The organism is Rhodopirellula islandica (genome assembly GCF_001027925.1).
GTDB lineage: Bacteria > Planctomycetota > Planctomycetia > Pirellulales > Pirellulaceae > Rhodopirellula > Rhodopirellula islandica.
This window is the reverse complement of the sequence record NZ_LECT01000025.1, coordinates 100,855-124,819: the sequence shown is the minus strand read 5'-3', so window position 1 is coordinate 124,819 and position 23,965 is coordinate 100,855. Positions and strand designations below refer to the sequence as shown.

Sequence of the window (23,965 nt, the reverse complement as noted above, 5' to 3'; positions counted from 1 at the left end):
CCTCAGTCCTTCAAACCGCTGATCGCGACGACCGAACCGACGGGTTTGTCAAACTCTTCGCCCAATTGCGACACGTACAAACGGTTGTCTGGCCCGAACCCACATGCGACGGGGCCGTTGAGCGAAACACCCGTCTCTTCGATTGCCGCTTCGCCGGGTTCTCCCAACGTTGCCATTAAGACTCGACCTTCGTTGGTTTGATCGAGCGACCAATTGTTCTCGACCACGGCGAACTTGTCGCCTTCGACGAGAGCCATTCCCATCGGGTTGATGACGCCGGGCAACGTCCATTGGCCGCTTGGTTTCTTGGTGGCCAAATCCCAACGGACAATCAAACCATCCGCCTTTCCACCAGCACCGGAATACAGCACGTACAACGTGTTGTCATCCCCAACCACCGTCTGCATTGGCGAATTGGTTTCGATGCCATTGTCGTCGGCCGACAACAACGGCTTCAATTGCTTCGATGCAATGTCGCCCGCCAGCACCCACGATTTTCCGTCGAAGCCTTGCCCGCAAACGTAAACGGTCGAACCGTCTGGGCTCAAACTCATGCCGGTCAAGTTGCCTTCGCCTTTGTCGGCCGCATCGTCCGTGGTGGCTGGCACCGAGTTGGTCTTCACACCATCGTCGGCTTTGCCTTTTCCATCGAAGAACAACAATGTTTCTTCGCCATCGACTTTACCGGCATCGGTCACGACCAACGTCGAACCAGACCAGATTGCGGACAGTGGTCCAACGGCATACCACTTCTTGCCCTCGTCGTTGGACTTCCAGTGTTCGGTGTCGAATCCAGTGACGTAGTTCACAGGTTGGTCGTCCTTCAAAACCACGACCAATCCGCGAGCATCACAAACCGTCAACTCGCCTTCGGCACTGAAGCTCACGCTGGATGGATTGACCAATCCACGCAGCACCGTTTGGACATTCGTTTCCGCCATCGCTGAGACGGACATCAGCCCAACACAGATCAGCGTTGCGACCACCCGACCGGGCAAATCGGCAACGAAACAGGGACGGGCGAATCGGAGGTGAGAAAGCATTCCAGAAGCTCATTCAATGGAGGTGGGAAAATCTTGCCGACGACGAAAGCAGATGACTGCAACCGAGCAGCCACCCCAAACGTCCGTCGATTGTCAGACAACATTGCAACCGACATTGGTTGCCTTATGAAGCCCCCTTTCACTCATTTGCAACCAAGGTCACAGAACGTCAGGGGGCCAAGTCATCCGAGACACAACTTCATCGCCGAGGGCCGAGCAATCGGGATGCCAACCGGCCACCCAAAACGGCATCGACTCGAGTCATTCGTTGTTCGCAAGAACCACCTTGGCTTGATTGTTTTCCTGTCGGATGCCCGCCCAAGCCAATGCGACCGAGCCCAACGCATACCCCCATATCAGCAGGCACACTGGGCGATCAGCGTCCGCGGGATTCCAAGCCATCACGTTGATCAACACCACCACCGAAATCGCAAACGCGAGCGATGAAAGTCCGAAGAAGATGGCCACCAGATTGCCGCGACGAAAGGCAATCACCGCCAAAGCAATTCCGGACAATGCAAAAACGCCGCCGGAGACCAAGATCGATTCGATGTCATATTCCGCTCCAGCGACGGACACAGCAATCAGCGTCAAATGCCAAATCGACCACCCTTGCAACCACCTGGACCGTGGCGGCGTTGCAACCGGAACACAGCGTTCAGGCGAGTCAGTTGTTGGGGCGTAAGGATTCAGAACCATCAGACAGTTCCAGGGCTGAATTACTGAACAGGTGTCTTCAAAGGTCCTCACAAACTACCACAGCCCCCTCCTCCAGTGCCAAGACAACGCCCAAGAGCCAACCTGACAAAGCTGGTTCAGCTATAAAATTGCGATTCGAATTCCCACCTCAACTCTCCCACCGGATCGCCCCATGAAATTCTTACGCTGGTTTCAGCCATTTGCTCTCGCAACGTGCGTGACGATGACCGCCTCTGCCCAAGACACCACGCCCAACCAAGACCTGCCCCCAGGCGTTGTGCGACAACAATTCATCTACGACGAAGCACCGTTTCCATCGTGCCATGCGTCGACCATCTGCCAAACGCCCGATGGATTGGTGGCGGCTTGGTTCGGTGGGGAACGAGAAGGGGCCAAGGACGTTTCGATCTGGGTCAGCGATCACGATGGCATGTCTTGGTCCGCCCCGCGAAAAGTAGCCGACGGTGTTCAGACGGATGGTTCACGTCAGCCATGTTGGAACCCGGTTCTTTTCCAAGCCCCATCCGGTGTCACTTGGTTGTTCATCAAGGTTGGCCCCAGCCCAAAGGATTGGTGGGGGGAAGTTCTGTTCAGCGATGACGGTGGCAAGACCTTCCGTGATCGCACGCGACTTCCGGAAGGCGTGCTCGGTCCCATCCGATGCAAACCTGAATTGGTCGATGACGGCAAAACGCTGCTGTGTGGCAGCTCCACCGAACACGACGGATGGCGAGTCCACTTCGAACGCTTGACGCTGAATGGCAACGTCAACCCAGAGGCCGTTTCGCAATCGCACTGGGACCGTGAAGAAGCCATTCACGACGGCAAGGAATTCGCCGCGATTCAGCCGACGATCCTGCGGTTGCCCAACGGCAACTTGCGGGCTCTCTGCCGAACGATGCAAAGCGTGATCGTTCAAGCGGACTCGGACGACAACGGACGGACTTGGACCAAGCCTGTGTCAACGGGCATGCCCAACCCAAACTCAGGCATCGATGTGGTCACGGCAAAAGACGGCCGGCACTGGCTGATCAGCAACCCACTGCCATCCAAAGAAAACGGCTGGGGCGGACGCAGTCAGCTCACGCTTTCCGTCAGCACCGATGGGGAGAACTATCGCGAGGTAGCAGTCTTGGAAAATGAATCCAAAGGCGAATTCAGCTACCCCGCGATCATCCAAGCCGAAGACGGCAAACTGCACATCACCTACACCTGGAAACGCAAGAAGATCAAACACGTGATCTTCGATCCAACCGAGATCCTGTAGCTCGATGGTCCCCCACCGAGAATGAGCCCGTGCAGTTTTCTGGTGCCGCGTTTTGGCGGGCTTCTGCATTTAAGAACCTCTCCCCCGAAACAACGTTTTGGGGGAGGTCGAGCGACGCCGTTCAGGTACACGCGAGGGAGGGGGCCGGGCATGGGAAGCGGCTCGCACTTACCCTCCCCGGAAAGCTCGCTGAACGCTCGCGTTCCGACACCTCCCAACTTTGGAGGTCGTGCAGTTTTTGAGTCTTGTATTGCCAGAAGTCTATCATCACCCTCCTCCTGGGAGGGTCGAGTGAGGGGAGGGCTCAGCATTGGATCCAGCGCGTCACCCTCCCCGGCCCGAAGCGGGCCGACCCTCCCAAAAGGAGGGTGAAATAAAACTGCACGACCTTCTTCGTCGGGCGGGGTTCTCAAGACGCTGCTGACACAGCATTCAAAAACGGCACGCCCTCAAAAAAGGGAGGGGGAAGTAAAACGACACAGCCTCGAATCACGGCGGGGACCGCCGTGCTGCAGTTCATGCCGCGAACCCTCGCTCAGTTGCCAAATCCGGCTGGCAATTGCATTCCCGGTGGCAAGCCCCCGGGAGGTCCAGCAGGAGCCGCCTCGTTCGCCCCTGGCTCGACGAACAATTCGTCGCGGTTGATTCGCAACTGACGATAGGTCGCTTCTGGAATGATGTAGTACCAATCCGCGAAACGAGCGTTCAAGTCGGCGACACGACGTTTGGCAGCGTTCAGACGATCTTTTCGTTCATCCAACAAACGAGTGTTGGCTTTCAAGATCTTCTCTTGCTCCGCTTCCAAGCGTTCTTGCTTCTCTTCGTCGGTCAGCTCAGCAAACGTCAACTCGTCGCTTTGCTCTTCTTCCGGTGCTTCAACAACCGGTGCCTCGGCAGCATCGTCACCAGCGGGCTGGAGAGCCATTTCTTCGTCGGCACCCGCTTCCTCAGTCGCTTCTTCCGCGGAGGCTGCTTGTTCGGTTTGCGAGTCGGATTCAGCGGAAGGCTCGTCGGTGGAATCATCTTCGTCTTGTGCGATTGCACCTTGGCCTTCGCCGGATGCTTCGCCCTCACCCGAAACCTCCACTTCTTCCGTCGCGTCGGCCTCATCGGCGGCGGGTTCCGCTTCCTCGGTCGGTTCAGCGGACGTCTCTTCCGTTTCCGCTGATTCGGTTTCGACTTCTTTCATCTCTTCTTCGGCCGCTTCGGGCTGATCTTCCCCAACGGCAGCCTCCTCGGCTGCTTCTTCCGCAGGAGCCTCGGCTGGTTCTTCTTTCATTTCGACTTCGGCGGCAGCAGGCTCTTCAGCGGCTTCCTCGGCTTCTTCTTCCCCGACGCCCAACATGGCGGCAAGCTCTTCGATCGTCTGAGGAACGGGCTGCAAGTCAGGAGCGGGGAATTGGTCTTCGTTGACTCGAGCGGTGACCAGCAAGTAACGATTCACACCGCCTGCGTCTCCTTCTTCTTCGCCTTCGGTGTCATCAGACAAACCTTGGACGTCGCCGAATCGGAGCACGTATTCGACCCCTTCATCCACCGTGACGTTCAACTCACCGTTTGCGGACAAGACTTCAAACTCACCTTCAGCACCGGATCCCACAGGAAAGAACCCGCGGGTGTACAGCGACTGAACGGCTTCGTTGTCCGAAATCAAATCCTTGTCAGCGCGAAGATTCGCACTCATGCCTTCTGGTTTGCGAACGACATCGACGATCTTCAGATCGTCGAGTGCATTTTTCATTTCGTTCAGCTTGGTGGTGTTGAGCTCCTTGTCCGCTGGTTGCTCCACCAACTTGGGTTCCGCCAGCGGGTTGTCGGAGTTGTATTCCAGCAACTCTTTCAATGCCCACTCGGCACCGTCCATCGCGAATTTCGCGGTGTAATTGCGTTCCAAGGCCACACTTCGGCCGGAAATCGAAGCCGAATAAACTTTGACGACCGCTTCTTTGATGTCGATGCTGCTCATCTGCAGCAAGTCGTCTTCGATCCAGTCTTGGAATTTGGTCGACAAAACCGAGTCGTCCATTTTGACGACGTACACCGGATCTTGCCCCGGCTTGCGAACGTAGATCTTGCCTTCTTCGTTCTTGACCGGGTTCCCGATGATCAACGAGGCAAGCGTCTGCTGAGATTCGTCTTTGAATGTCACCAACCGTCCCACACCGGTGTCGCCGACTTGCAAGTCTTCCAACTTGGGTTCGACCACGCCGAGCGCCGCATGGTCGCCTTGGTTCTCGGTTTGAACATCGAGGATATTCAACCCCACCAAAGCATTGGCAGCATCTCGCATCTGCTCCACGGCATCGGCCGGATAGCCTTTGCGGGAGGGAATCGTCCAAACGCCTGATTCAGCATCGCGGCGAACCTCGAAGGTTCCCAATTGCCCCTGCTCCTCATCGAACGTGACAATCTTCAAGTTCGAGGCGGTCAACGGATCCTTGAACTTTTCAAAGAGCGGTTTCCCAGGTGAGTAAGGCGATTCCGTTTGAGTGGATGTGGGCCAGGCCACAAACAATCCCACGGCGAGCATGACAGCCGCGGCAGCCCAAAACGCTCCGGTCTTCTTTCCTTCGTTCACGATTGCAGTCTCTATGAAATTGTTTGATTGATTGAGAAGTTATTTCAGGCGGCTTTTGCTGATGTTTTCGCGTTCACGCAAACGACGTGAGGCGAACACCATGATGCCGACGATCAACGGCGGGATGCAGGGCAGAATCACTGCAGCCGTTTTGACTTGATTCTGAATCGCGGTGACTTCTTGCTCCGCTTCGCGACGAACGTCTTGGATCTTTTGCTCTCGTTCGTTCTGCAATTTAGCTTGCTGAACATCCAAGATCCGTTGCTGGTTCGCTTGCTTGATCTGGAACGCGGTCAGCTTTTCACGCAGAACACTCTGCGGAACGGAACCGGTCTCACGATCCTCTTGCAGCTTCTCGATCTCCTCACGCAACGCTTGCACTTCTTGGTCACTCTTTTCCTGAGCCTCACGAATCGTTTCATCGTACTGCGTCTGGAATTCACGGCTTCGTTTGCGTACCAGGCTGGCCGCTTCTTCTTTGACCGAGTCAATCATTCGCAAGCTGGCGTAGATGGGCTCGTGATTTCGAACATCGATGAAGCTCGTGTCACCGGTCAACCAATCGATCACGTTCAGTGCGAACGTCACGTTTTGGAATTGGAACCGCATGTCCGAGATTTGGTCGGGATCCGCCCGAATGAGCAAGAACTCCGGCAGGATGATGTCCATGTCAGCCACGTAAACGGCCTTGATGCCAGCGGCTTCGGAGTCACTGCCTTCTGCTGACTTGTTCGCTTCAATCGCCATCGCGATCGGCACGTTTGGATTGACGCCTTGAATCTCTTGCGCGAGCGTCGTTTGCCCCGTCATGACTTGCCCCACCACTTGCGATGGCAATGTTCCTGACAGAGGTCCGGTTGAAAGCAACGCGGTGTGCTTGAGCGTCGCGTCTTTCTTGGCGTAGACCGCACCGCCGAGAATGGCCAGCACCTGACGCAAACCACTGGTGATCGGGCTGTCGTCACTGAGCGCTTCGCCGGGCTGAACCCCACGCGCTTGCTCATCGATGAACAACCAAAGTTCGTTGGCCGTGTCGAGGTTGGGGTAGGGATTGTGCTGCTGCCAAACCAACTCGGGGCTGAACAGACCTTGCATGCCAGGTTGGCCAGGAACATTGAGTTCCAACACATCCCACAATTGACGGATGTCACCCTTGGGCGAAGCACCACCGCCACCGAACATGCCGCCCTGTGCCTGTTTGGCATCACCGGTTGCAGTAACGTACTGAGCGCCAATGGGACGCGGGTCTTCGAAGATCGCTGTGGGAACACCGGCTTGAATGGCGGCAGTCAGACGATCGAATTGTTGGGGTGCCAGCGACGAAGGCTGAACCGCCACCAAGGCGTCGTACACGCCGGGCGTGATCGGACCGGACAGGTCGACTTCTTCGACGTCGTATTGCTTGGCAAGTTCGTCGATCAACGGGTGCTTTTCAATCCGCTGCATGGACATGCCATTCATGACCGTGCCACCCATCAAGCGAGCGTCGGTGGCGACAATCCCCAGTCGTTTCCGAGTGCCACGAGCAACGGTGTTGATACTGCGAACGAGTTCGTATTCCACCGGGATGCCGTATTCAAAGATCGGCACGGTGACTTTCTCGAGCCCCGAACGGAACGCGGCACCAAGGATCAATTGCTTTTGAGTGTAAGCCCCTTTCTCACGGAACATCCGTGTGACCGGTTCGATCCCAAAGCGATCTGCGGCCAGGGCCGCGTCTTCACTGAACAAGTCGATGCCGTCGTACAAATTGACTTCGATGGTGCGTCCGTTCTTGGCCGCCTCACTGCGAAATTCCTTCAGCAGATTGACCAGCTCATAACGAGTCTTGGCATACAGTTCAGGGACCTCTTTGCTGATGAACGCGTCGATCACGATCGGCCGATCGTCGTCGAGCTCACGAATCAGAGTCTTGGTGGCATCGGCCAAGGAGCTGACCTTGCCCTCGGTCATGTCCGCCCGCACAACGTCTTTGCTGCGGAACAGCATCACCGCACCAACGGTGAACAACACGAGCGCCAATGAACGAGCGACATAGTGCCAGGCCATCGAGTTGCCGTCTTTGCCACCGGTCCAGTGACGACGTCCGATCAAAACCATGCAGACGTACAAAGCCACCGCAGCGACCAGAATGAAGTAGATGATCGACGAAGAACTGATCACGCCGCGGCCGAAGTCATCAAACGGACGAGCGATGCCGCTGTCACGAACCCATTCCGCCACACGTTGGCTGGGGCTGACCGAGTCGGCTAGCGAAGCGAATGCCAGCGGAGCATTGAACAACGCACCGAGGATGAAGCCCACCGTCAGGTTACCGGTCAAGAACGAGGCGATCATGCCGATCGCGATCATTGCCAATCCGACGAACCAATACCCCAAGTAAGTCGTGAAGATCAGTCCCGTGTCGAGACTGCCTTCGGTGAGGATCGCCAGCGTGGTGAACGTGCTGAGTTGGCTGAACAACAGCGAGGAGGTGAAAATTGCCGCGGCCGACATGTACTTCCCGATCACGATGTCAAAGTCATCGGCGGGCAATGTCAGCAACAACTCGTCAGTGCCCTGCCGTTTTTCTTCGGCCCAGATGCTCATCGTGATCGCGGGGATGAAGACCAGCATGATCACGGGGAACCAGTAGTTCAGCTGATCCAACGTGGCCAAGTTCGAGTTGAAGAACTCGTAAGGCCAGAACGCGGCAACCGAGGTCAGGAACACGAAGATACAGAGGAAGACGTATCCGGTCGGGTTGCTGAAATAGCCAATGAAGTTTCGCTTCATCACCGCGAAGGCGGCTTGTTTGGTGCGAGCCAATGCAGAAACGATCATCAACAAGATCAACAGAAAGATTGCATCTTTCGTGAGCAAGCTGATCAAGGCCATCGAGACGTTGTTGAGCGCCATGGTGGTACTGGAAAACAGGGGTTGGAGTGTGGGTTCAGGAACGAACGTAGCGGAGACGCGAAGAAAACGCCTCGGGTGAAAACAGGATGGGACGGGCCCCTCACGCTTTCGCCGCTCATTCGATCGCGGAAGATCAATGTCAGAATGTGTCGTTGCTCGGCATCAGAACAGGCTGCGAATCGAATGTTCGGTGCCGTCACTGTTCCGAGCCAAAACCGAATTCAGGTCGAACTCGGTTTCAAACTCAAATCGGAGTGCGAGACTCAAGCCTTTTCGTCAGGCTCGGATTCGGATTGTCCGGTCAAGTGATGGAACGCTTCGTCCAGGTCGCCTTTGCCGGTCGTTCGCAAACCTTCGACCGAACCGTCGTAGACCATGCGACCTTCGTTGATCATCACAACTCGATCGGCCATCGCCTCGACTTCTTGCAGAATGTGCGTGCTGAGCAAGATCGTTTTGGTCTCGCTGAGTCGTCGCATCGTTTTCCGGACGCCGCGAATTTGGTTGGGGTCCAAACCGGCGGTGGGTTCGTCCATGATCAACACATCGGGTTCGTGCAGCAGAGCTTGGCTCATCCCGACCCGTTGCTTGAAACCCTTGGACAGTTTGCTGATCGGTTTGTACATCACCGACGACAGGTCACAGATGTCGACCACCGCGTCGATCCGATCGCGTTTGATGCGAGGTGACAAACCGCGAGCATCGGCGAAGAATTCCAGCATCCCTTTGGGCGTCATCTCGGGATACAGGGGCCCGTTTTCGGGCAAGTATCCCAGCCGACGACTGCCCGCGATGCGATCGTCCATCATGTTGTGACCGGCGATCCGAGCAAAGCCTTCGCTGGGAGCGATGTAGCCGGTCAACATCTTCATCGTCGTGCTTTTCCCGGCACCGTTGGGGCCCAGAAAGGCCACCAGTTCACCCTCACCGACATTGAAGGTGACATCGCGCGCGGCCGCGAAGGGGCCATAAAATTTACTCAGCCCCACCGCTTCGATCATGGGTTTTCGACCGCCCGCAGTGGATTCGGGGGAGGTCGTCGTGTCCGCCGTTGTGGCTGTTGCCATCAGTGTCGTACCCGTCTTCTATCGTGGAAGAAATGGTTCAAGAGCGATTGCTACGCGGCAAGGTCGCGTTCGGTTCGCAACTTTTGAACGCTCGCAACTTCAAACCGCGGGCGAAACAACGATCAGGCAAGGCCTTCGCGTTTGATAATGACGTCCGCACCGGGGGTCAACTTACGAAGCTTGCGAGCGGCTTCGGTTTTTTCCATCGTGCCGGCTTTCACGCGTTGCAACAGGTTGATGGTTTTCTTGCGACGGGCTCGCAGACGTGAAATTTCGCGACGACGTTCGGTTCCTGCCATGAGGATTGCTTCCGTTGTGATGAGTGTTGATTCAGAAATACGGTCCAGAAGGGTCCCGAAATAAGGGACCACCCGCCCGGACCGCCAGGCGAATCGGGCATTATCGCGCTCGGTGGTCAATGCGAAAGGGGTCAATCGGCGGAATCACGGGCTATCATTGGCGTTCAGTCCTCCTCACCCCGATCTCCCCACCTTTCGACGAGTTCCCCCGCATGAGTCGCTTGTGCCAGACTCCTTTCGATCGAAGCCGACGGATACACCGGAGGGCTCGCGCCCTTCCGCTATCAATTAGCCGGATTCTGCCAACGATTTTAGCGGCTGGGCGCGAGCCCTCCGGTCCCCCATCATCGAAGCCGCGGCCAATGGCGCTCGCCCTGTTGGCCACCATTTTGCTCACGGCATCACAACTCTCACCGGCATCCGCGGCCGATCCGGCTGCCGGAACACCTCGCGAAACTCCGGCTGGATCCGAATCGCTGCTCGACGGCCCGCTCGCAGATGCCTGGGAAGGCAGTCTCGACGACTGGACGCTGAAAGACGGCGTTTTGACCGGCACGACGGATGGATCGGTGAAGGTCAATCGCTTCATCACGTCAAAATTCCCCCCGGCCGAAGACTTTGAACTGGAAGTTGACGTGTGGGTCAGCCCCCGCGGCAACAGCGGAATCCAGTACCGCAGCGAGGTCCGCGAAGACCTCGGCCCGAATGTCATGGTCGGCTACCAGTGTGATGTGGTCGCGGCCAACCCCAAGTACAACGGCATGCTGTACGAGGAACGCGGCCGACGAATCCTGTGTCACACCGGTGAAAAGGTCGTCACCGATGCCAATGGACAAGGCTGGGTCGTGAAATCGTCGGAACCACCCCAGTTCGCCCCTGAAACCTGGCACCGCTACAAAGTCCGCGTGGTCGGCAACCATCACCAACACTGGATCGATGGCCAGCTGACTGCCGATCATTTTGACATGGACCCGAAGGGCCGATCCCTCTCGGGACGCATTGGGGTGCAGGTTCACGTCGGTCCGCCGATGGAAATTCGCTATCGCAATTTCTTCGTCAAACGCCTGGCACCGACGGCCAAACCGGATGACTCAGTCGAGATCCCTGACAACGCGGAAAAGATTGTGCCGCAAGGCGGATGGAAAAACGCTGGCAAGCGGGACGCCAATCACAAACTGGAAAAAGCGGAACTCCCCGGCACCCGAAACGTCCACCGCGCCGGCCCAATTTGGCTGGCCGGACAACCCGATGCACAAGGCCTGGCTGCCGCCAAAAAAGCGGGCGTGACTCGAGTGATCACACTTCGCAGCGAACGCGAACTGGACTTTGACGACGAAGCGCTCGTGAAAGAAGCGGGCCTGGAATTCCATGCGATTCGATTCGGTGGGCACCAACAAATGACGGATCAAAAGATCGACCGAATCCGCGAATTGCTCAAAACCGCTCGGCACGATGCCCAAATCCTCCTGCACTGCGCGTCCGCCAATCGCGTGGGCGCCGTCTGGATCGCTCACCGTGTCCTGGACGGCCGACAAGCGGTCGAAAACGCGTTGCTGGAGGGCAAGCAAATCGGATTGCTGGATCCTGACCTCGGCACGACCGCCGTTGAATACGTGAAGCAGCGAAAGCCTTGATGGCGGCCGACGGGGAACCATCTGGTCGCTTGATTCACGCTGTTTTCTTGATTCACGCTGGGGTCTTCCCGCTCCGTGCTCGCTCGTGACCTAACGTGTCACGGCGGTGGCGATGATACCAACATCGAAGTTTGATTCACCGCCGCCAAGTTCCATCGGACCACCCTCCATGTCAGTTGCAACGCTTTCCCCCGCCGCATCGACCGCATCTTTCGCCCCCGCCAGCGAAACGTTCGCCCGTGCCCACGGCCGAGTCTGCCAACGAGCCAACACGAAGTGGAGCCCCGCGAAAGTCTTGCGGACCGCGATGGCGGACAGCGATCGATTTGTCGTGCAACTGGATTACGTTGACTCCAAAGGCAAGCGAACTCGTCGAACCGTCAGCCCGATCCGCTTCGGTGCCGCGGACCGTTTTCTCGGCCTGTGCCTGTGCCGCGAAGAACCACGCCAATTTCACTTGTCTCGTTGCAGCAACTTTCAACTGCTCGACGCTGACGACGTGATCATGCCCGTTGAAATGGTCGAGCTGGACTGATTGAGCTGGACCACCACCCGGTCCAACTCAATTTTCCCCCAGCGTTGGATCGACGGAGCGATCCACGACAACGCTGCAGGGCAGGTCACAACTGGCGTTGGTCAACGGCCGATCAACGATGGGCTCGCGAGGCCCGTGGACCTCACACAATGCTCCCCTCCCCCCAAAGCATTGAATACGGTTGCTCAGTTGAGACCTGGCCTGCAGATTTGACCCTTCATGGCAAATTGCAAATCGGCTGCCCTGCCTCCACGGCCACCTTCGAATATGTGAGCCGCTGGCGTTAGCCACGGTTATTACACTGAACCTGAGCCGCTGGCGTTAGCCATGGTTACGTCACGCACCAGGCCCGGATGGGCCGACATAGCCATTGCCGGGGTCGTCAGGCCCCGGAAATGGACATGTTCTCAGGACAGCAAAACCCCGAAGGCGTGCCAGAGGCGGTGCACTGAAACTGAGCCACGGTTGTCACACCGAACGTGAGCCACGGTTATTGCACCGAACCTGAGCCGCTGGCGTTAGCCACGGTTACTGCGCGCAACCGAGGCTAACGCTGGACTGCTGAACATTTGGGGTTGGAGAGTATTGTCGCTTGCGCAAGTTTTCATCCCGGTAGGGATGCAAGATGGTAGCCGTCGGTAAGCGATAGCGCCACCGCTGGACATGCAAACCCCACGGCGGGATGGAGAGTGTTTTGGCAGGCACGATTTCCGGGGGTGTGCTGCTACGCAGCGCCCCCCGGCTACCATCTGACATCCCTACCGGGATGGATGACAGAAGCCGGAAGAAAATTTGCGTCCGCTATCAGAGCGCCAATAGCAAAGATTTAGCAACCGAGGCTAACGCCAACGGCTCACATCGTTGCCTCCAATCAATCCAGCCGACCCACCCAAATTCGAACTGCAAGGTTCACCTTGCAATTTGCAATCAGCCCTGGCGTATCCCACCCTCCCACGTCTGCAGACGATTCCCGTCGCCCGCTCCCTTGGGTTATCATTCCCCCTGCAAGCGTCAGTGAGCGGCAGCTTCAATGCCAATCACGATCCCGTCGCACTTCGCCCCCACCTTTCCCCGGAGCCCCATTCGATGCAACCTTCACGCCGTGGATTCTTGAAAACCAGCGCCTTGGCAGGCGCCGTCGCTGGTTCAACCATGACCGCCACTTCCAAGCTGATTGCGGCGGAAGAGACCAAGAAACTTCGCTTGGCAGCGATCGGAGTTGGGGGCAGTCGCGGGCGTTACAACCGAGGTGGATCGATCGCTCGCGGAGCTGCCAAATTCGCGACCATGGTGGCGGTCTGCGATGTCGACGATTTGCACACCGAGGAGTTCAATCAAGATTTCGACGGCAAACTGAACAAGTACCGCGACTACCGCGAGATGTTGGAAAAGGAAAAACCCGACGTCGTCACGATCGGAACCCCGGACCACTGGCATGTGCCGATTGCGATTGCCTGCCTGCGAAGTGGCGCGGATGTGTACTGCGAAAAACCGCTGACCTTGACCATCGATGAAGGCAAACAAATCCGCAAAGTCGTCGAAGAAACCGGCCGTGTGTTCCAAGTCGGAACCCAGCAGCGCAGCTCAGGCGACTTGTTCCAAAAAGCCATCGCGATGGTCCAGTCGGGCTACGTGGGCGACAACGTCAACGCCTACATCGCCATCGGCGGCGCCCCCGGTGACGGGCCTTTTGAAACCACACAGGCCCCCGAGGACCTGGACTGGAACCTGTGGGTCGGCCCCGCGGCAAAGGCTGATTATTGCGAAGAACGCCGCAAGTACTTCCGTTGGTTCTTCGAGTATTCCGGCGGCAAAATGACGGACTGGGGCGCTCACCACATCGATATCGCTCAGTGGGCATTGGCTCCTGGCGAGGACGGCCCCACCACGATCAACGGCACCGGTGAATTCCCCAAAACCGTTCCCGCGGACTTCAACTGGAACTCGTTTTTCGACGGCGAAGCCTCGCTGCCCAACGGCTACAACACGGCCACGAGTTTCAACATCGAACTGACGTTTGAAAGCGGATCCAAGATGGTGGTTACCAACCACTACCAACGCGAAGAGGAGAACATCGATTTCCCCAACGGAATCCTGTTCGAAGGCGACAAGGGACGGATCTTCGTCAACCGTGGCAAACTGACGGGTGCTCCAGTCGACAGCCTGACCGAGGAAGACAACGCGAAACTGGACGCAAAAATCGCAGAGCTACGCAAAGGGAAAAAGGCAATGAGCCACATGGCCAACTTTTTTGCCTGCATTGAGGACGGCGGTCAGCCGATCTCAGACGTGTGGTCGCACCACCGCACAATGACGTCCTGTCACCTGTGCAACCTTGCGTTGATGTTGGGCCGTGAATTGAAATGGGACCCGAAAGCCGAGCGATTTATCGACGACGAGCAAGCCAACGGGCTGATGAGTCGCAAGTCGCGAGCAGGATTTTCAGCCGAAACCCACGCGGCGAGCTGAAATCCGGTCGATTCTGCGATCGATTGACTTTCATTCCTCTTGTCAAAACCAGGCCCAACGACGACACTTGCGGCCCCGTTTTCAAAATTCTGGCGTGAACACGTGAGTCCATAGGCGGACATCACGAAGGAACACGCCGCAATTCCCCGCTGCATGTCGCGATCAGTCGCGACGTCCGGCACAACTGTGAAAGTCACGATGGCACGTTACACAGGACCAAAAGCCCGCATCAACCGCCGCCTCGGCACGATGCTTTACGAAACAGCCGGCGCAGCCCGTGCGATGGACCGTCGCCCGCAGCCACCAGGCATGCACACTCGCGGTCGTCGCCCGAGTAACTACGGTGCGGCTTTGATGGAAAAGCAAAAGATCAAACACTACTACGGATTGGGCGAACGCCAACTCCGTCGTTACTTTGAGAACGTTGGCCGTAAATCGGGCAACACCGGGGAATTGTTGTTGCTCATGTGCGAGCGTCGCTTGGACAACGTTGTCCGTCGCGTCGGTTTCACCAAGACTCGCCCCCAAGCTCGTCAGGGCATCACACACGGTCACTTCTGCGTCAACGGCGTGAAGGTCACCAAGCCCGGCTACATGCTTCGCGCTGGCGACTTGATCGAAGTTCGCGGTCGCGAAAACCTGAAGAATCTGTACCGTGGCGTGATCGCCAACTCGCCACCAGACGGACTGGACTGGGTCTCGTTCGACAGCGAAACGCTGCGAGCGACTGTCCTGTCTCTGCCAGGCGCGGTTGACATCAGCCTGCCCGTCGACGCTAACAGCGTCGTCGAATTCTTGTCTCGCTAACGCGGGTCAACAACGGATTGCTACTCATCGGCCGCGTGTTCTTCACGCGGCCGTTTCCTTTCCCGCACTCGTCTCTTTTTTGCTCTGGTTTCAATCATGCACGCTCCGGTTGTCGTTCTCGGTGGTGGCCCCGGTGGATACGCGGCGGCTTTCTTGGCTGCTGACGAAGGAATGGAAGTCACAATCGTCGAAGCGGAACCTCGCCTCGGCGGCACCTGCCTGATCCGGGGCTGCATCCCCAGCAAAGCATTGCTTCACGTGGCCAAGGTCATCAGTGAAGTCGAAGACCTGAAAGCCGAGTGGGGCATCGAGTACTCCGGCGCACCCAAGATCGACGTCGATGTCGTCCGGGCTCGCAAAGACAAAGTCATCGACAACCTGACCGGCGGACTCGGCGGGCTGGCCAAACGCCGCAACGTCACCGTCATCCAAGCTCGCGGTTCGTTCGTCAGCTCCAACGAACTGCAACTCGAAGGTGATCACAAATCGATCCCCGAAGGCGGACGCCTGACCTTCGACAAGTGCATCATTGCCACGGGCAGTGTTCCCGCCATGCCCCCCGCCTTTGACATCGGCAGCGACCGAGTCATGGACAGCACCGGTGCACTGGCACTCAAAGACATCCCTGAAAACCTGCTGGTCGTCGGTGGCGGTTACATCGGCCTCGAAATGGGCACCGTCTACGCTCACCTGGGTTCCAAGGTCAGCGTCGTTGAACTGGGCGAATCGCTGCTTCCCGGTGCCGACCGCGACCTGGTCAAACCGCTGGCGAAGAAGATCGACAAGATGTGCGACGGCCGCGTGTTCCTGAACACCAAGGTCGGATCGCTGGCCGAAGACGGTGACAAGGTTGTGGTCAGCTTCGAAGGTCCCAGCAAGTTCGGCACCGAATCCTACGACCGAGTCCTGATCAGCATCGGACGTCGTCCCGTCACCCGCGGGCTCGGTTTGGAAAACACGCAAGTCGAAGTCAACGAACGTGGCTTCATCGTTTGCGATGAACAACAACGCACCGCTGACCCCAACATCATGGCCATTGGCGATGTCGCCGGTGACCCCATGCTGGCCCACAAAGCCACCCATGAAGGCCGCGTCGCCGCAGAAGTGCTGGCTGGCAAGAACGTCGCCTTCGACAAGGCGGCCATCCCAGCCGTCGTGTTCACCGATCCCGAAATCGCTTGGGCCGGCCTGACCGAAGGCGAAGCCAAAGCCGCCGGCCGCAAGGTCGACGTCGAGGTTTACCCTTGGGCCGCCAGCGGTCGTGCTCAAGCCATTGGCGTGACCAACGGCTTGACCAAGTGGTTGGTCGACCCGGAAACCCATCGCGTGCTGGGCTGCGGCATCGTCGGCACCGGAGCCGGCGAACTGATCGCCGAAGCCGTGCTGGCCATCGAAATGGGCTGCGAAGTCACTGACATCACCGAGACCGTTCACCCCCACCCAACGCTCAGCGAAACGTTGATGAACGCCGGTGAAGTCCACTTTGGAACCGCCACCGAGATCTACAAACCAAAACGGAAGTGATCGGAAGTGAGAAAGTGGCTCAGGACCACAGGGCCACAGGACCACAGGTGGTGCCAAACACGTCACCACCAATTGCCAATTTGCAATCGCCCCGCTCTGAAGCAGGTGGGCAGGAATGATTGGGGTTCACTCTGCGAGCCGATTGGGCATTCGCCCCGGTTGCGAGTGAAAACCGTGGCGAACGCCAACGGCTCACATACCCGATGACACCTGCGTACCTGCTTAGTCGTCCACGAACGTCGGCGGAGTTTGCCACCGAGACACAGAACTCACAAAACAAGCATCGAACTTGATCGATGAATGTTGGCAGGCTCGAAGGTTGCTCTGTGCGCTCTGTGATTCCTTTGGCGTTCTTTGCAGGCCTTCCGCGTTGCAAAGCAATACGAGGCTTCATGCGTCCAACCTTCGGGGGCGATTGCTGGCTTGGTTTCTTCCGCTGCTTCGGTTTCTTTTGCAAACACTGGAAACGGCGAGTGGGACAAGGCAAACTGAATGCCTTCTCTCCCGACCACAAAGGTGTTGCATGCTCGTCCGCCGACGTATTGTCCTGACCGCCACGCTTGCTCTGACCGCCGGCTTCTTCGGTCATCTCCCCAACACAATCTCGCCTGCGATGGCGGATTCGACCGAGCAAACTCAGGCCCCTCCAGCACCGCCCAAGAAAGATCCAGCGGTCCTTTCGCTCCGTCGGCTTTTCAAGACATCCGACTTCCGATCCAAATCGCGCACGCTGACCTGGGACAACACCGAAGACATCCTGTGGGAACGCCAGCCCGGCAAAGAAGGGCCGGCACTGAACCAGCTCTCCATTCCCGATTTGGAAGCGACCACCGCCGTTCCTCGCGAAACGTTTTTGCTGCCTGCCGAGCCAGCCGATCCAGAATCCAACGAGGATGACGCGTCCCCCAGCGAACCCAAACCGATCGAAATCAGCCAGTGGACGCTTTCGGACGACGGACGTTACTTGCTCGTCTACAACAACACCCGGCGAGTCTGGCGACAGCACACCCGTGGTGACTACTGGCTGCGAGACGTGAGCGATGATGCGGCAGACACAGCCTGGCGAAAAGTCGGTGGCGAAGACGCTCCCGAAGCTCAAACCATGTTTGCGACGTTCGCTCCCGATGGAAAATCCATCGCCTTCGTTCGCGACAACGATCTGTACTTGGAAGATTGCCAGTCAGGTGACGTTCAAATGATTGCGGGCTCGGACGATCCCAAACTCATCCACGGAACATTTGACTGGGTCTACGAAGAAGAACTCGGCTTGCGAAATGGATTCCGGTTCAGCCCCAACGCTCAAAAACTGGCATTCTGGGAACTGGACAGCAACGATGTTCCGATTCAAACCATGATCGACAACACGTCCGAGCGTTATGCCCAAGCGATTGAATTCGCCTACCCCAAGGTCGGACAAACCAACTCTGCCGCCCGGGTCGGAGTGTGGGACAAAGCGTCCCAAAAAACGATGTGGCTGGACCTGCCCGGCGATCCTCGCGAGCACTACATCGCCGCGGTGGACTGGCTGCCCAGCGAATTCAAACATGCGAACAAGCGTCTGCTGATCCAGCAACTCAACCGAAAACAAAATCAAAACCACGTCTTCCTCTGCGATGTTGAAACAGGACACTGCGTCAACATTCACACCGAAGTCAGCGACGCTTGGGTGCGGCACCTAAGAGAACTGCACTGGCTGCCCAGTTCCGTCTTTGAAAGCGGCGCCTCGAGCGATCCGTCGCCGCGACTGCTGTGGCTATCGGAACGTTCGGGATGGCAACACATCGAAGCCATCGAAATCCCTGTCCCAGAATCGCTGGAAGAAGAATCCAACCTGCCATCGCGAATCACGCCGGTCACCGGCGGCTCTTGGGATGTGATTTCCCTCGCCGCTGTGGCCAAAGACGGCAGCCGAATCGACTTCATCGCATCACCTGAACAGCCCTCTCAACGGGCCCTGTACCGCGTGTCGCTCGAGCAAGGACTGGCCGGCCAACCCAAGACGACCCCGCAACGCGTCTCGCCGGAAGAAGGCGGCACGTACTCCTATTCATTCAGCCCCACCGCTCAATACGCCGTCGAGTCTTGGTCGGACTTCAACTCCGCCCCGGTGCAAAGACTCGTTCAGCTCGATCCCTACAAGCCACTGAAAGCCATTTCCGACAACGAGAAGCTGGAAGACGCCCTTGAGAAGCTCGCTCCGGTTCACACGGAATTTGTGCGACTGCCCATCGGTGAATTCACCGATGACCCGGCCTCCAAGGAGGTGGAACTGGATGTGTGGATCATGATGCCGGTTGGCAACGATGGAACAACCGAGACCCTGGACCCGAAGAGCACGCCGCTGCTGGTTCATGTCTACGGCGAGCCCGCGGGACAGACTGTCTTGGACCAATACGGCGGCACCACTTACCTGTGGCATCGCCTGCTGACACAACATGGAATCGCTGTTGCGAGTGTCGACAACCGCGGCGCCAACGCGCCTCGCGGGAAATCATTCCGGCAATCGATCTACAAAAAGATCGGGCGTCTTTCCATCTCAGACCAAGCCCATGCCACCCAAGCGATGCTGAAACACTTCCCAGCTCTAGATCCCGATCGCGTGGGTCTGTGGGGATGGAGTGGTGGTGGTTCATCGACACTGAACGGTTTGTTCCAATTCCCGGAACTGTACTCGATGGGCATCGCGATTGCGCCCGTGCCAGACCAACTGGATTACGACACGATCTACCAAGAACGCTACATGGGATTGGTCACCGAGAACCGCGATGCGTTCGTGGAGGGGTCACCGATCACACATGCCAGCGGTTTGTCCGACCCGTTGTTACTGATTCACGGGACCGCTGATGACAACGTGCACTACGCCTCGTCAGCCCGCCTGATCAATCGCCTGATCGCGGAGAACAAACAGTTCGAGATGATGGCGTATCCCGGACGAACCCACTCGGTCAGCGAGGGCGAAGGCACTCGCTACCACCTGCGGACGATGATGACCCATTTCATCCTGCAGCATCTGAAGTAGATCGCCCATGTGAGCCGACGGCCGTTAGGCCCGGTTAACACGCACTCGTTCAAGCCGGCGATGCAGTGGCAAAAGAACATTGCGATCGGCGTAAGCACCACGTCGGTATACCTGCGGCAGTCATTGCAAAAGTAAAATTGACAATTGCAAATTGAAAAATGGCCGTCGTAGGTTTCGACTACCGCACCGACCACGTGAGCCGACGGCCGTTAGGCCCGGTTAACACGCACGAAGGAGTCTTCGGGTATGTGAGCCGCTTGGCGGTCGCCACAGTTCCCAAACACAGCCCAGGCCAATGCTGAATTGCGAAACGTTTGGGCGTTTCAGAGGATGTCGGTTTGCGAAAGTTTCATCCCGAAGGGATTGCAGACGGTAGCCGGTGGTTTGAACGCAGTGAACACCACCGGATTCAAGCACCCGACAATCCCCGACCCTGAGAGGGTCGAAGACTCTGCGACCCTTCCAGGGTCGGGGTGAGCTTTTCGTTTCCGGGGGTGCGCTGCGACGCAGCAACCCCCGGCTACAAAGCAAATTTCAAATTTACAATTTTCAATTTAGCTTTTTCAATGCCCAAAACCAATCAACCAGCTTCCACACCAAATCGGTGCACCGTCGTTTCTTTCAGCGTGTCACCGGGACGCAGCAGCGTGCTTTTGAATTCGGGGCGATTGCATGCGTCGGGCGCGTGTTGGGTTTCCAAGCAGAACGCTTCGTGGGACTTGTGCCCGGCCGACGAGGCGTTGCCGCCCAAGTGGTTGGCGGTGTAAAGCTGCATGCCTGGTTGAGTTGTTTCAATCTCAAACGTTCGTCCGCTCTTGGGATCAACCACGCGAGCTGCCGGTCGTAGCGTGCCAGGCTCTCCCGCGACAACATAGCAATGGTCATAACCCTTCGTCGCAGGCAACTGCTCGATTCGTTTGCCGATCGTTTCGGGATGCAAGAAATCAAAGGGTGTGCCCTCGACCGGGGACGTCGATCCGGTCGGGATCAAATCGTCATCGACATCCAATGTCTCGTTGCAGTGCAACAACATCAGGTAGTCACGCACGGAGCTGGCTCCACCGTCGCCAGGTGAGATCCCAGCCAAATTCCAGTAGCTGTGGTTGGTCAAATTCACATGCGTTGGCTTGGTCGTCGTCGCGGTGAACTCGATCGTCAGTTCGCTGGCGTCGTTCCAGCGATACTCCGCCGTCACGGTCACCTCCCCAGGAAAACCTTCGTCGCCATCGGGGCTGACCAAGCTGTACCGAACACCAACCTCCGGATTGCCATGGGCGTCTTTTCCGGAAACCAGATCAGCATCCCACCACTTGTGTGAAAAATTGACTTCGCCGCCATGCAAGCAGTGCTGGCCGTGATTGACGGTGACCTGGTAAGCCTCGCCGTCGATGTCAAATTTGCCGAAGCCTATGCGATTGCAAAACCGACCGATCGAACTTCCGAAACCGGGATGTGAATCCAGGTATCGGTCGAGCGAGTCAAACACCATGTTGACGTTCGCCAACTTGCCATCGCGATCGGGCACTTCCACTTCGAGCAACGATGCTCCCCAGTTCATCACCGAGACACGATGGCCGTGTGAATTGGTCAGCGTGATTTTCTGGACTGGTTTCCCGTCCTTGGTTTGGCCGAATGGAGTCGTGACGAGGCTCATAAATCGCTGCAACAGGTGAAGGGAGACGGATTTCAATCGCAAATCGCGGGCCCGGTAGACTGTCATTTTCGCGGGCTGGCCGCAAGGTCCGACACCGATCCGAGACAAGCGTTTTCGAACCTCACCCGCGTCCCCGCTTCCCTGTGGCTCTGTCCCCTTCCTAAACAGGTACGCAGGTGTCGTCGGGTATGTGAGCCGTTGGCGTTAGCCACGGTTTTCACGCGCAACCGGGGCTAACGCTGGACTGCTAAATATTCGGTGTTGTGGAGCGTGTTCGTTTGCGCAAGTTTTCATCCCTACCGGGATGACAGATGGTAGCCGGAAGAAAATTTGCATCCGCTATCAGAGCGTCAAATGTTGACGGCTTGTCGACTCAGTCGCCAACGACGTTTCAACGAATGTAGGACGGGCACTCTTGCCGTCCGAGTCGGCCAAGACCACCCATCACAACCCGAAGCGTGAGCGAGGGACGCCCCCAACTCCCACGACGGCCCCATCCGGGGCGAAACCCAGACGCCAGCCACCATTTGTTTTTCGAACGTCCCACGCAGCGACCCCCGGCTACCATCTGAAATTCCTACCGGGATGAAGAAAGATAGAAGCCGGAAGAAAAATTGCATTCGCTATCAGATCGTTAATAGCAAACATTTCGCAACCGGGGCCAACGCCCAAATGGCTCACATGGTTGTGCCCGATCATTCCAGCCGACCTGCTTAATGCTTCGGGCGCAGCTTCCAGGCGATCAGGCAGGCCGCCAACGCAATGATCAGCAAACTGCAGACGAAGTACCCGATCACCAACACCGGTTGCCCCGCGTAAGACGAATCTCCACGCATCAAGAGCGGTCCGATCGGCAGCGAAAACAAAGCGGAGAAGGGACTGGCCACCCCCGTCCATTCAATCCACTGCTGAACAGTTGATGACAGCCCCAGCGTCGACGCCAACACCCGAGCGCCCGGCGGAACCACGTACAACACGATCAAGGCCAGGTAGGTGGTCATCAAGGCCATCGACGTGCGTTCTTGATACAGCGAGGCGGTCATCGCGATCACTGCGTTGACGATGCTGACCACAACGGGGATCGCAAACATACCAACGATCAACGGCCAACTGGAATAAAAATCCGTGTTCAGCCCCACGCCCAGCAGCATCGGCCAAACCAGGAAACTGGTCAGTACAAACGCGACCCGAAAGCCGACGATGAACTTGCCCCAAAAGATCTTCCAAGGCGACAACGTGGTTGTGATCAACAGATCCAACGTCTGCCGCTCACGTTCGCTGGTCATCGTCCCGGCCAGAAACACCGGACCAACCAACATGTTGAACACGATCACATAGACCGCGAACCATGGGGCGTGCGGGGTTTGCCAAAACAACAGTGCTCCCATCAACGGGATCGCGAGCAAGATGCTGATCTGAATCACCAACCGCAGCATCAACGTGCCCTGGCTGAAGATCTCACCGTGAATCTCTTTGTCATAAACCGGGTTGGCACCATCGGCCATCAACGTTTCTCGTCGTGGCGGTGCGAACAACCGATCGGGGAATTGATCGGGCTGAATCACCAACCCAACGGCTTCCGCCGCTTCTTGTTCCAGGTCCACGACCTCCTTGCCTTCGCTGCCCACGTCCGGCGGATACAGCATCCGGGAAGCCGCCGCGGCACACATCAGCGTAACGGCCGCCAGGGCAAACGCGGGCACCACCAACACGACCACTTTGAGCCGCAACAAACCATCCCCGGCCAGCATCTGCCACATCAACACGCCACCGATCACCAACGGCAGAATCAGCAAGTAGCTGACCACCAACGAATTGCTGGTCCGTGAAAAGTAGCTGCTGCAAAACACCCCGATCGCGCCAAACAGCACCACCGAGATGAACAGCCCCAGATAGGCCGCCGCGACCTCGTAGACGCTGACTCCACCGAGCGGCAAGAACAGCACGATGATGGGCAGCGACGCGACAATCAGCAGCGCCAAATGGGTCAGTGCGGCGACCAATTTGCCCAGCACGATCGCACTCGGCTTCAATGGGCTGGCCAGCAACATCTCATAGGTTTGCCGTTCCTTCTCACCGGAAATGGTCCCCGCCGCGAAACTGGGGGCCATCAACGATGCAATCACGTATTGGCCAAGGAAAAACAAATCGACCAAACGACGCGCCGAGGGCGGGTCCTGGCTGAGATCCAATCGCTCGTCGTCAGGCCAAGCCACCAAGGTGACCGCGGCCAACACCACTTGGTAAACCAGCAACAGCAGGAACGATCGGTTCGTTCGCAAATTGACCAGCAACTCTCGTTGCAGGACCGGGTTGTTACGGAACGCTGCGACGGGATTGAAATGCAAGGCGTTGACGACCGACGCAAACGACGCTTGCAGCCATGCTGACACCGGATTGGAAACACTGCCGGAGGTCGCGGCAGAGGAAATCGGCGAATCAGCGATCGGCTTGTTCAATGCAATTCTCGAT

General features: G+C 57.4%; 15 protein-coding genes. 7 read left to right on the top strand and 8 right to left on the bottom strand.

Annotated elements, in window-relative coordinates; translation table 11 throughout:
* Nucleotides 1–2: 2 nt before the first annotated feature.
* Nucleotides 3–1,043, bottom strand: a complete 1,041-nt coding sequence (locus RISK_RS12680) for a hypothetical protein (protein ID WP_047814668.1) — start codon at nucleotides 1,041–1,043, stop codon at nucleotides 3–5.
* A 261-nt stretch (nucleotides 1,044–1,304) separates the two neighbouring features.
* Nucleotides 1,305–1,742: a hypothetical protein gene (locus RISK_RS12675; protein WP_150122578.1), complete on the bottom strand. Its 438-nt coding sequence runs from the start codon at nucleotides 1,740–1,742 to the stop codon at nucleotides 1,305–1,307.
* 172 nt (nucleotides 1,743–1,914) lie between these two features.
* Between RISK_RS12675 and RISK_RS12670 the strand changes: the two genes are divergently transcribed.
* Complete coding sequence (locus tag RISK_RS12670; RefSeq protein WP_047814666.1) at nucleotides 1,915–3,009, top strand: sialidase family protein; 1,095 nt, start codon at nucleotides 1,915–1,917, stop codon at nucleotides 3,007–3,009.
* Nucleotides 3,010–3,544: 535 nt separating this feature from the next.
* Here RISK_RS12670 and RISK_RS12665 read toward each other — a convergent pair.
* The 4 genes from RISK_RS12665 to RISK_RS32595 all read right to left on the bottom strand — a co-directional run bounded on the left by RISK_RS12665 (nucleotide 3,545) and on the right by RISK_RS32595 (nucleotide 9,851).
* A complete protein-coding gene (locus tag RISK_RS12665; protein ID WP_047814665.1) occupies nucleotides 3,545–5,587 on the bottom strand; it encodes a DUF4340 domain-containing protein in 2,043 nt (680 codons plus the stop codon).
* A 39-nt stretch (nucleotides 5,588–5,626) separates the two neighbouring features.
* The gene (locus RISK_RS12660) at nucleotides 5,627–8,485 is read right to left on the bottom strand and encodes a Gldg family protein (RefSeq protein ID WP_047814664.1); all 2,859 of its coding nucleotides are present in this window, start codon (nucleotides 8,483–8,485) and stop codon (nucleotides 5,627–5,629) included.
* A gap of 263 nt (nucleotides 8,486–8,748) precedes the next feature.
* A complete protein-coding gene (locus RISK_RS12655; protein WP_047814663.1) occupies nucleotides 8,749–9,552 on the bottom strand; it encodes an ABC transporter ATP-binding protein in 804 nt (267 codons plus the stop codon).
* A gap of 122 nt (nucleotides 9,553–9,674) precedes the next feature.
* A complete protein-coding gene (locus RISK_RS32595) occupies nucleotides 9,675–9,851 on the bottom strand; it encodes a DUF6800 family protein (protein WP_173442657.1) in 177 nt (58 codons plus the stop codon).
* A gap of 362 nt (nucleotides 9,852–10,213) precedes the next feature.
* Here RISK_RS32595 and RISK_RS12645 point away from each other — a divergent pair, with 362 nt between their 5' ends.
* From RISK_RS12645 to RISK_RS12615, 6 genes are all read left to right on the top strand, one after another.
* Nucleotides 10,214–11,485, top strand: a complete 1,272-nt coding sequence (locus RISK_RS12645; RefSeq protein ID WP_173442656.1) for a family 16 glycoside hydrolase — start codon at nucleotides 10,214–10,216, stop codon at nucleotides 11,483–11,485.
* A gap of 169 nt (nucleotides 11,486–11,654) precedes the next feature.
* Complete coding sequence (locus tag RISK_RS12640; RefSeq protein ID WP_236696253.1) at nucleotides 11,655–12,020, top strand: transcriptional regulator; 366 nt, start codon at nucleotides 11,655–11,657, stop codon at nucleotides 12,018–12,020.
* Between the two features lie 1,086 nt (nucleotides 12,021–13,106).
* A complete protein-coding gene (locus RISK_RS12635; protein ID WP_047814757.1) occupies nucleotides 13,107–14,489 on the top strand; it encodes a Gfo/Idh/MocA family protein in 1,383 nt (460 codons plus the stop codon).
* A 198-nt stretch (nucleotides 14,490–14,687) separates the two neighbouring features.
* Nucleotides 14,688–15,296 (top strand): 30S ribosomal protein S4, encoded by a 609-nt coding sequence (gene rpsD, locus RISK_RS12630; protein ID WP_063838440.1) that lies wholly within the window; start codon nucleotides 14,688–14,690, stop codon nucleotides 15,294–15,296.
* A gap of 96 nt (nucleotides 15,297–15,392) precedes the next feature.
* Nucleotides 15,393–16,820: a dihydrolipoyl dehydrogenase gene (lpdA, locus tag RISK_RS12625; RefSeq protein WP_047814661.1), complete on the top strand. Its 1,428-nt coding sequence runs from the start codon at nucleotides 15,393–15,395 to the stop codon at nucleotides 16,818–16,820.
* 523 nt (nucleotides 16,821–17,343) lie between these two features.
* Nucleotides 17,344–19,839 (top strand): S9 family peptidase, encoded by a 2,496-nt coding sequence (locus RISK_RS12615; RefSeq protein WP_047814659.1) that lies wholly within the window; start codon nucleotides 17,344–17,346, stop codon nucleotides 19,837–19,839.
* Nucleotides 19,840–20,419: 580 nt separating this feature from the next.
* On the opposite strand, the gene RISK_RS12610 is transcribed toward RISK_RS12615, so the two are convergent.
* A complete protein-coding gene (locus RISK_RS12610) occupies nucleotides 20,420–21,493 on the bottom strand; it encodes an aldose epimerase family protein (protein WP_047814658.1) in 1,074 nt (357 codons plus the stop codon).
* Nucleotides 21,494–22,206: 713 nt separating this feature from the next.
* Nucleotides 22,207–23,952: an ABC transporter permease gene (locus RISK_RS12605; protein ID WP_047814657.1), complete on the bottom strand. Its 1,746-nt coding sequence runs from the start codon at nucleotides 23,950–23,952 to the stop codon at nucleotides 22,207–22,209.
* Nucleotides 23,953–23,965: the final 13 nt, after the last annotated feature.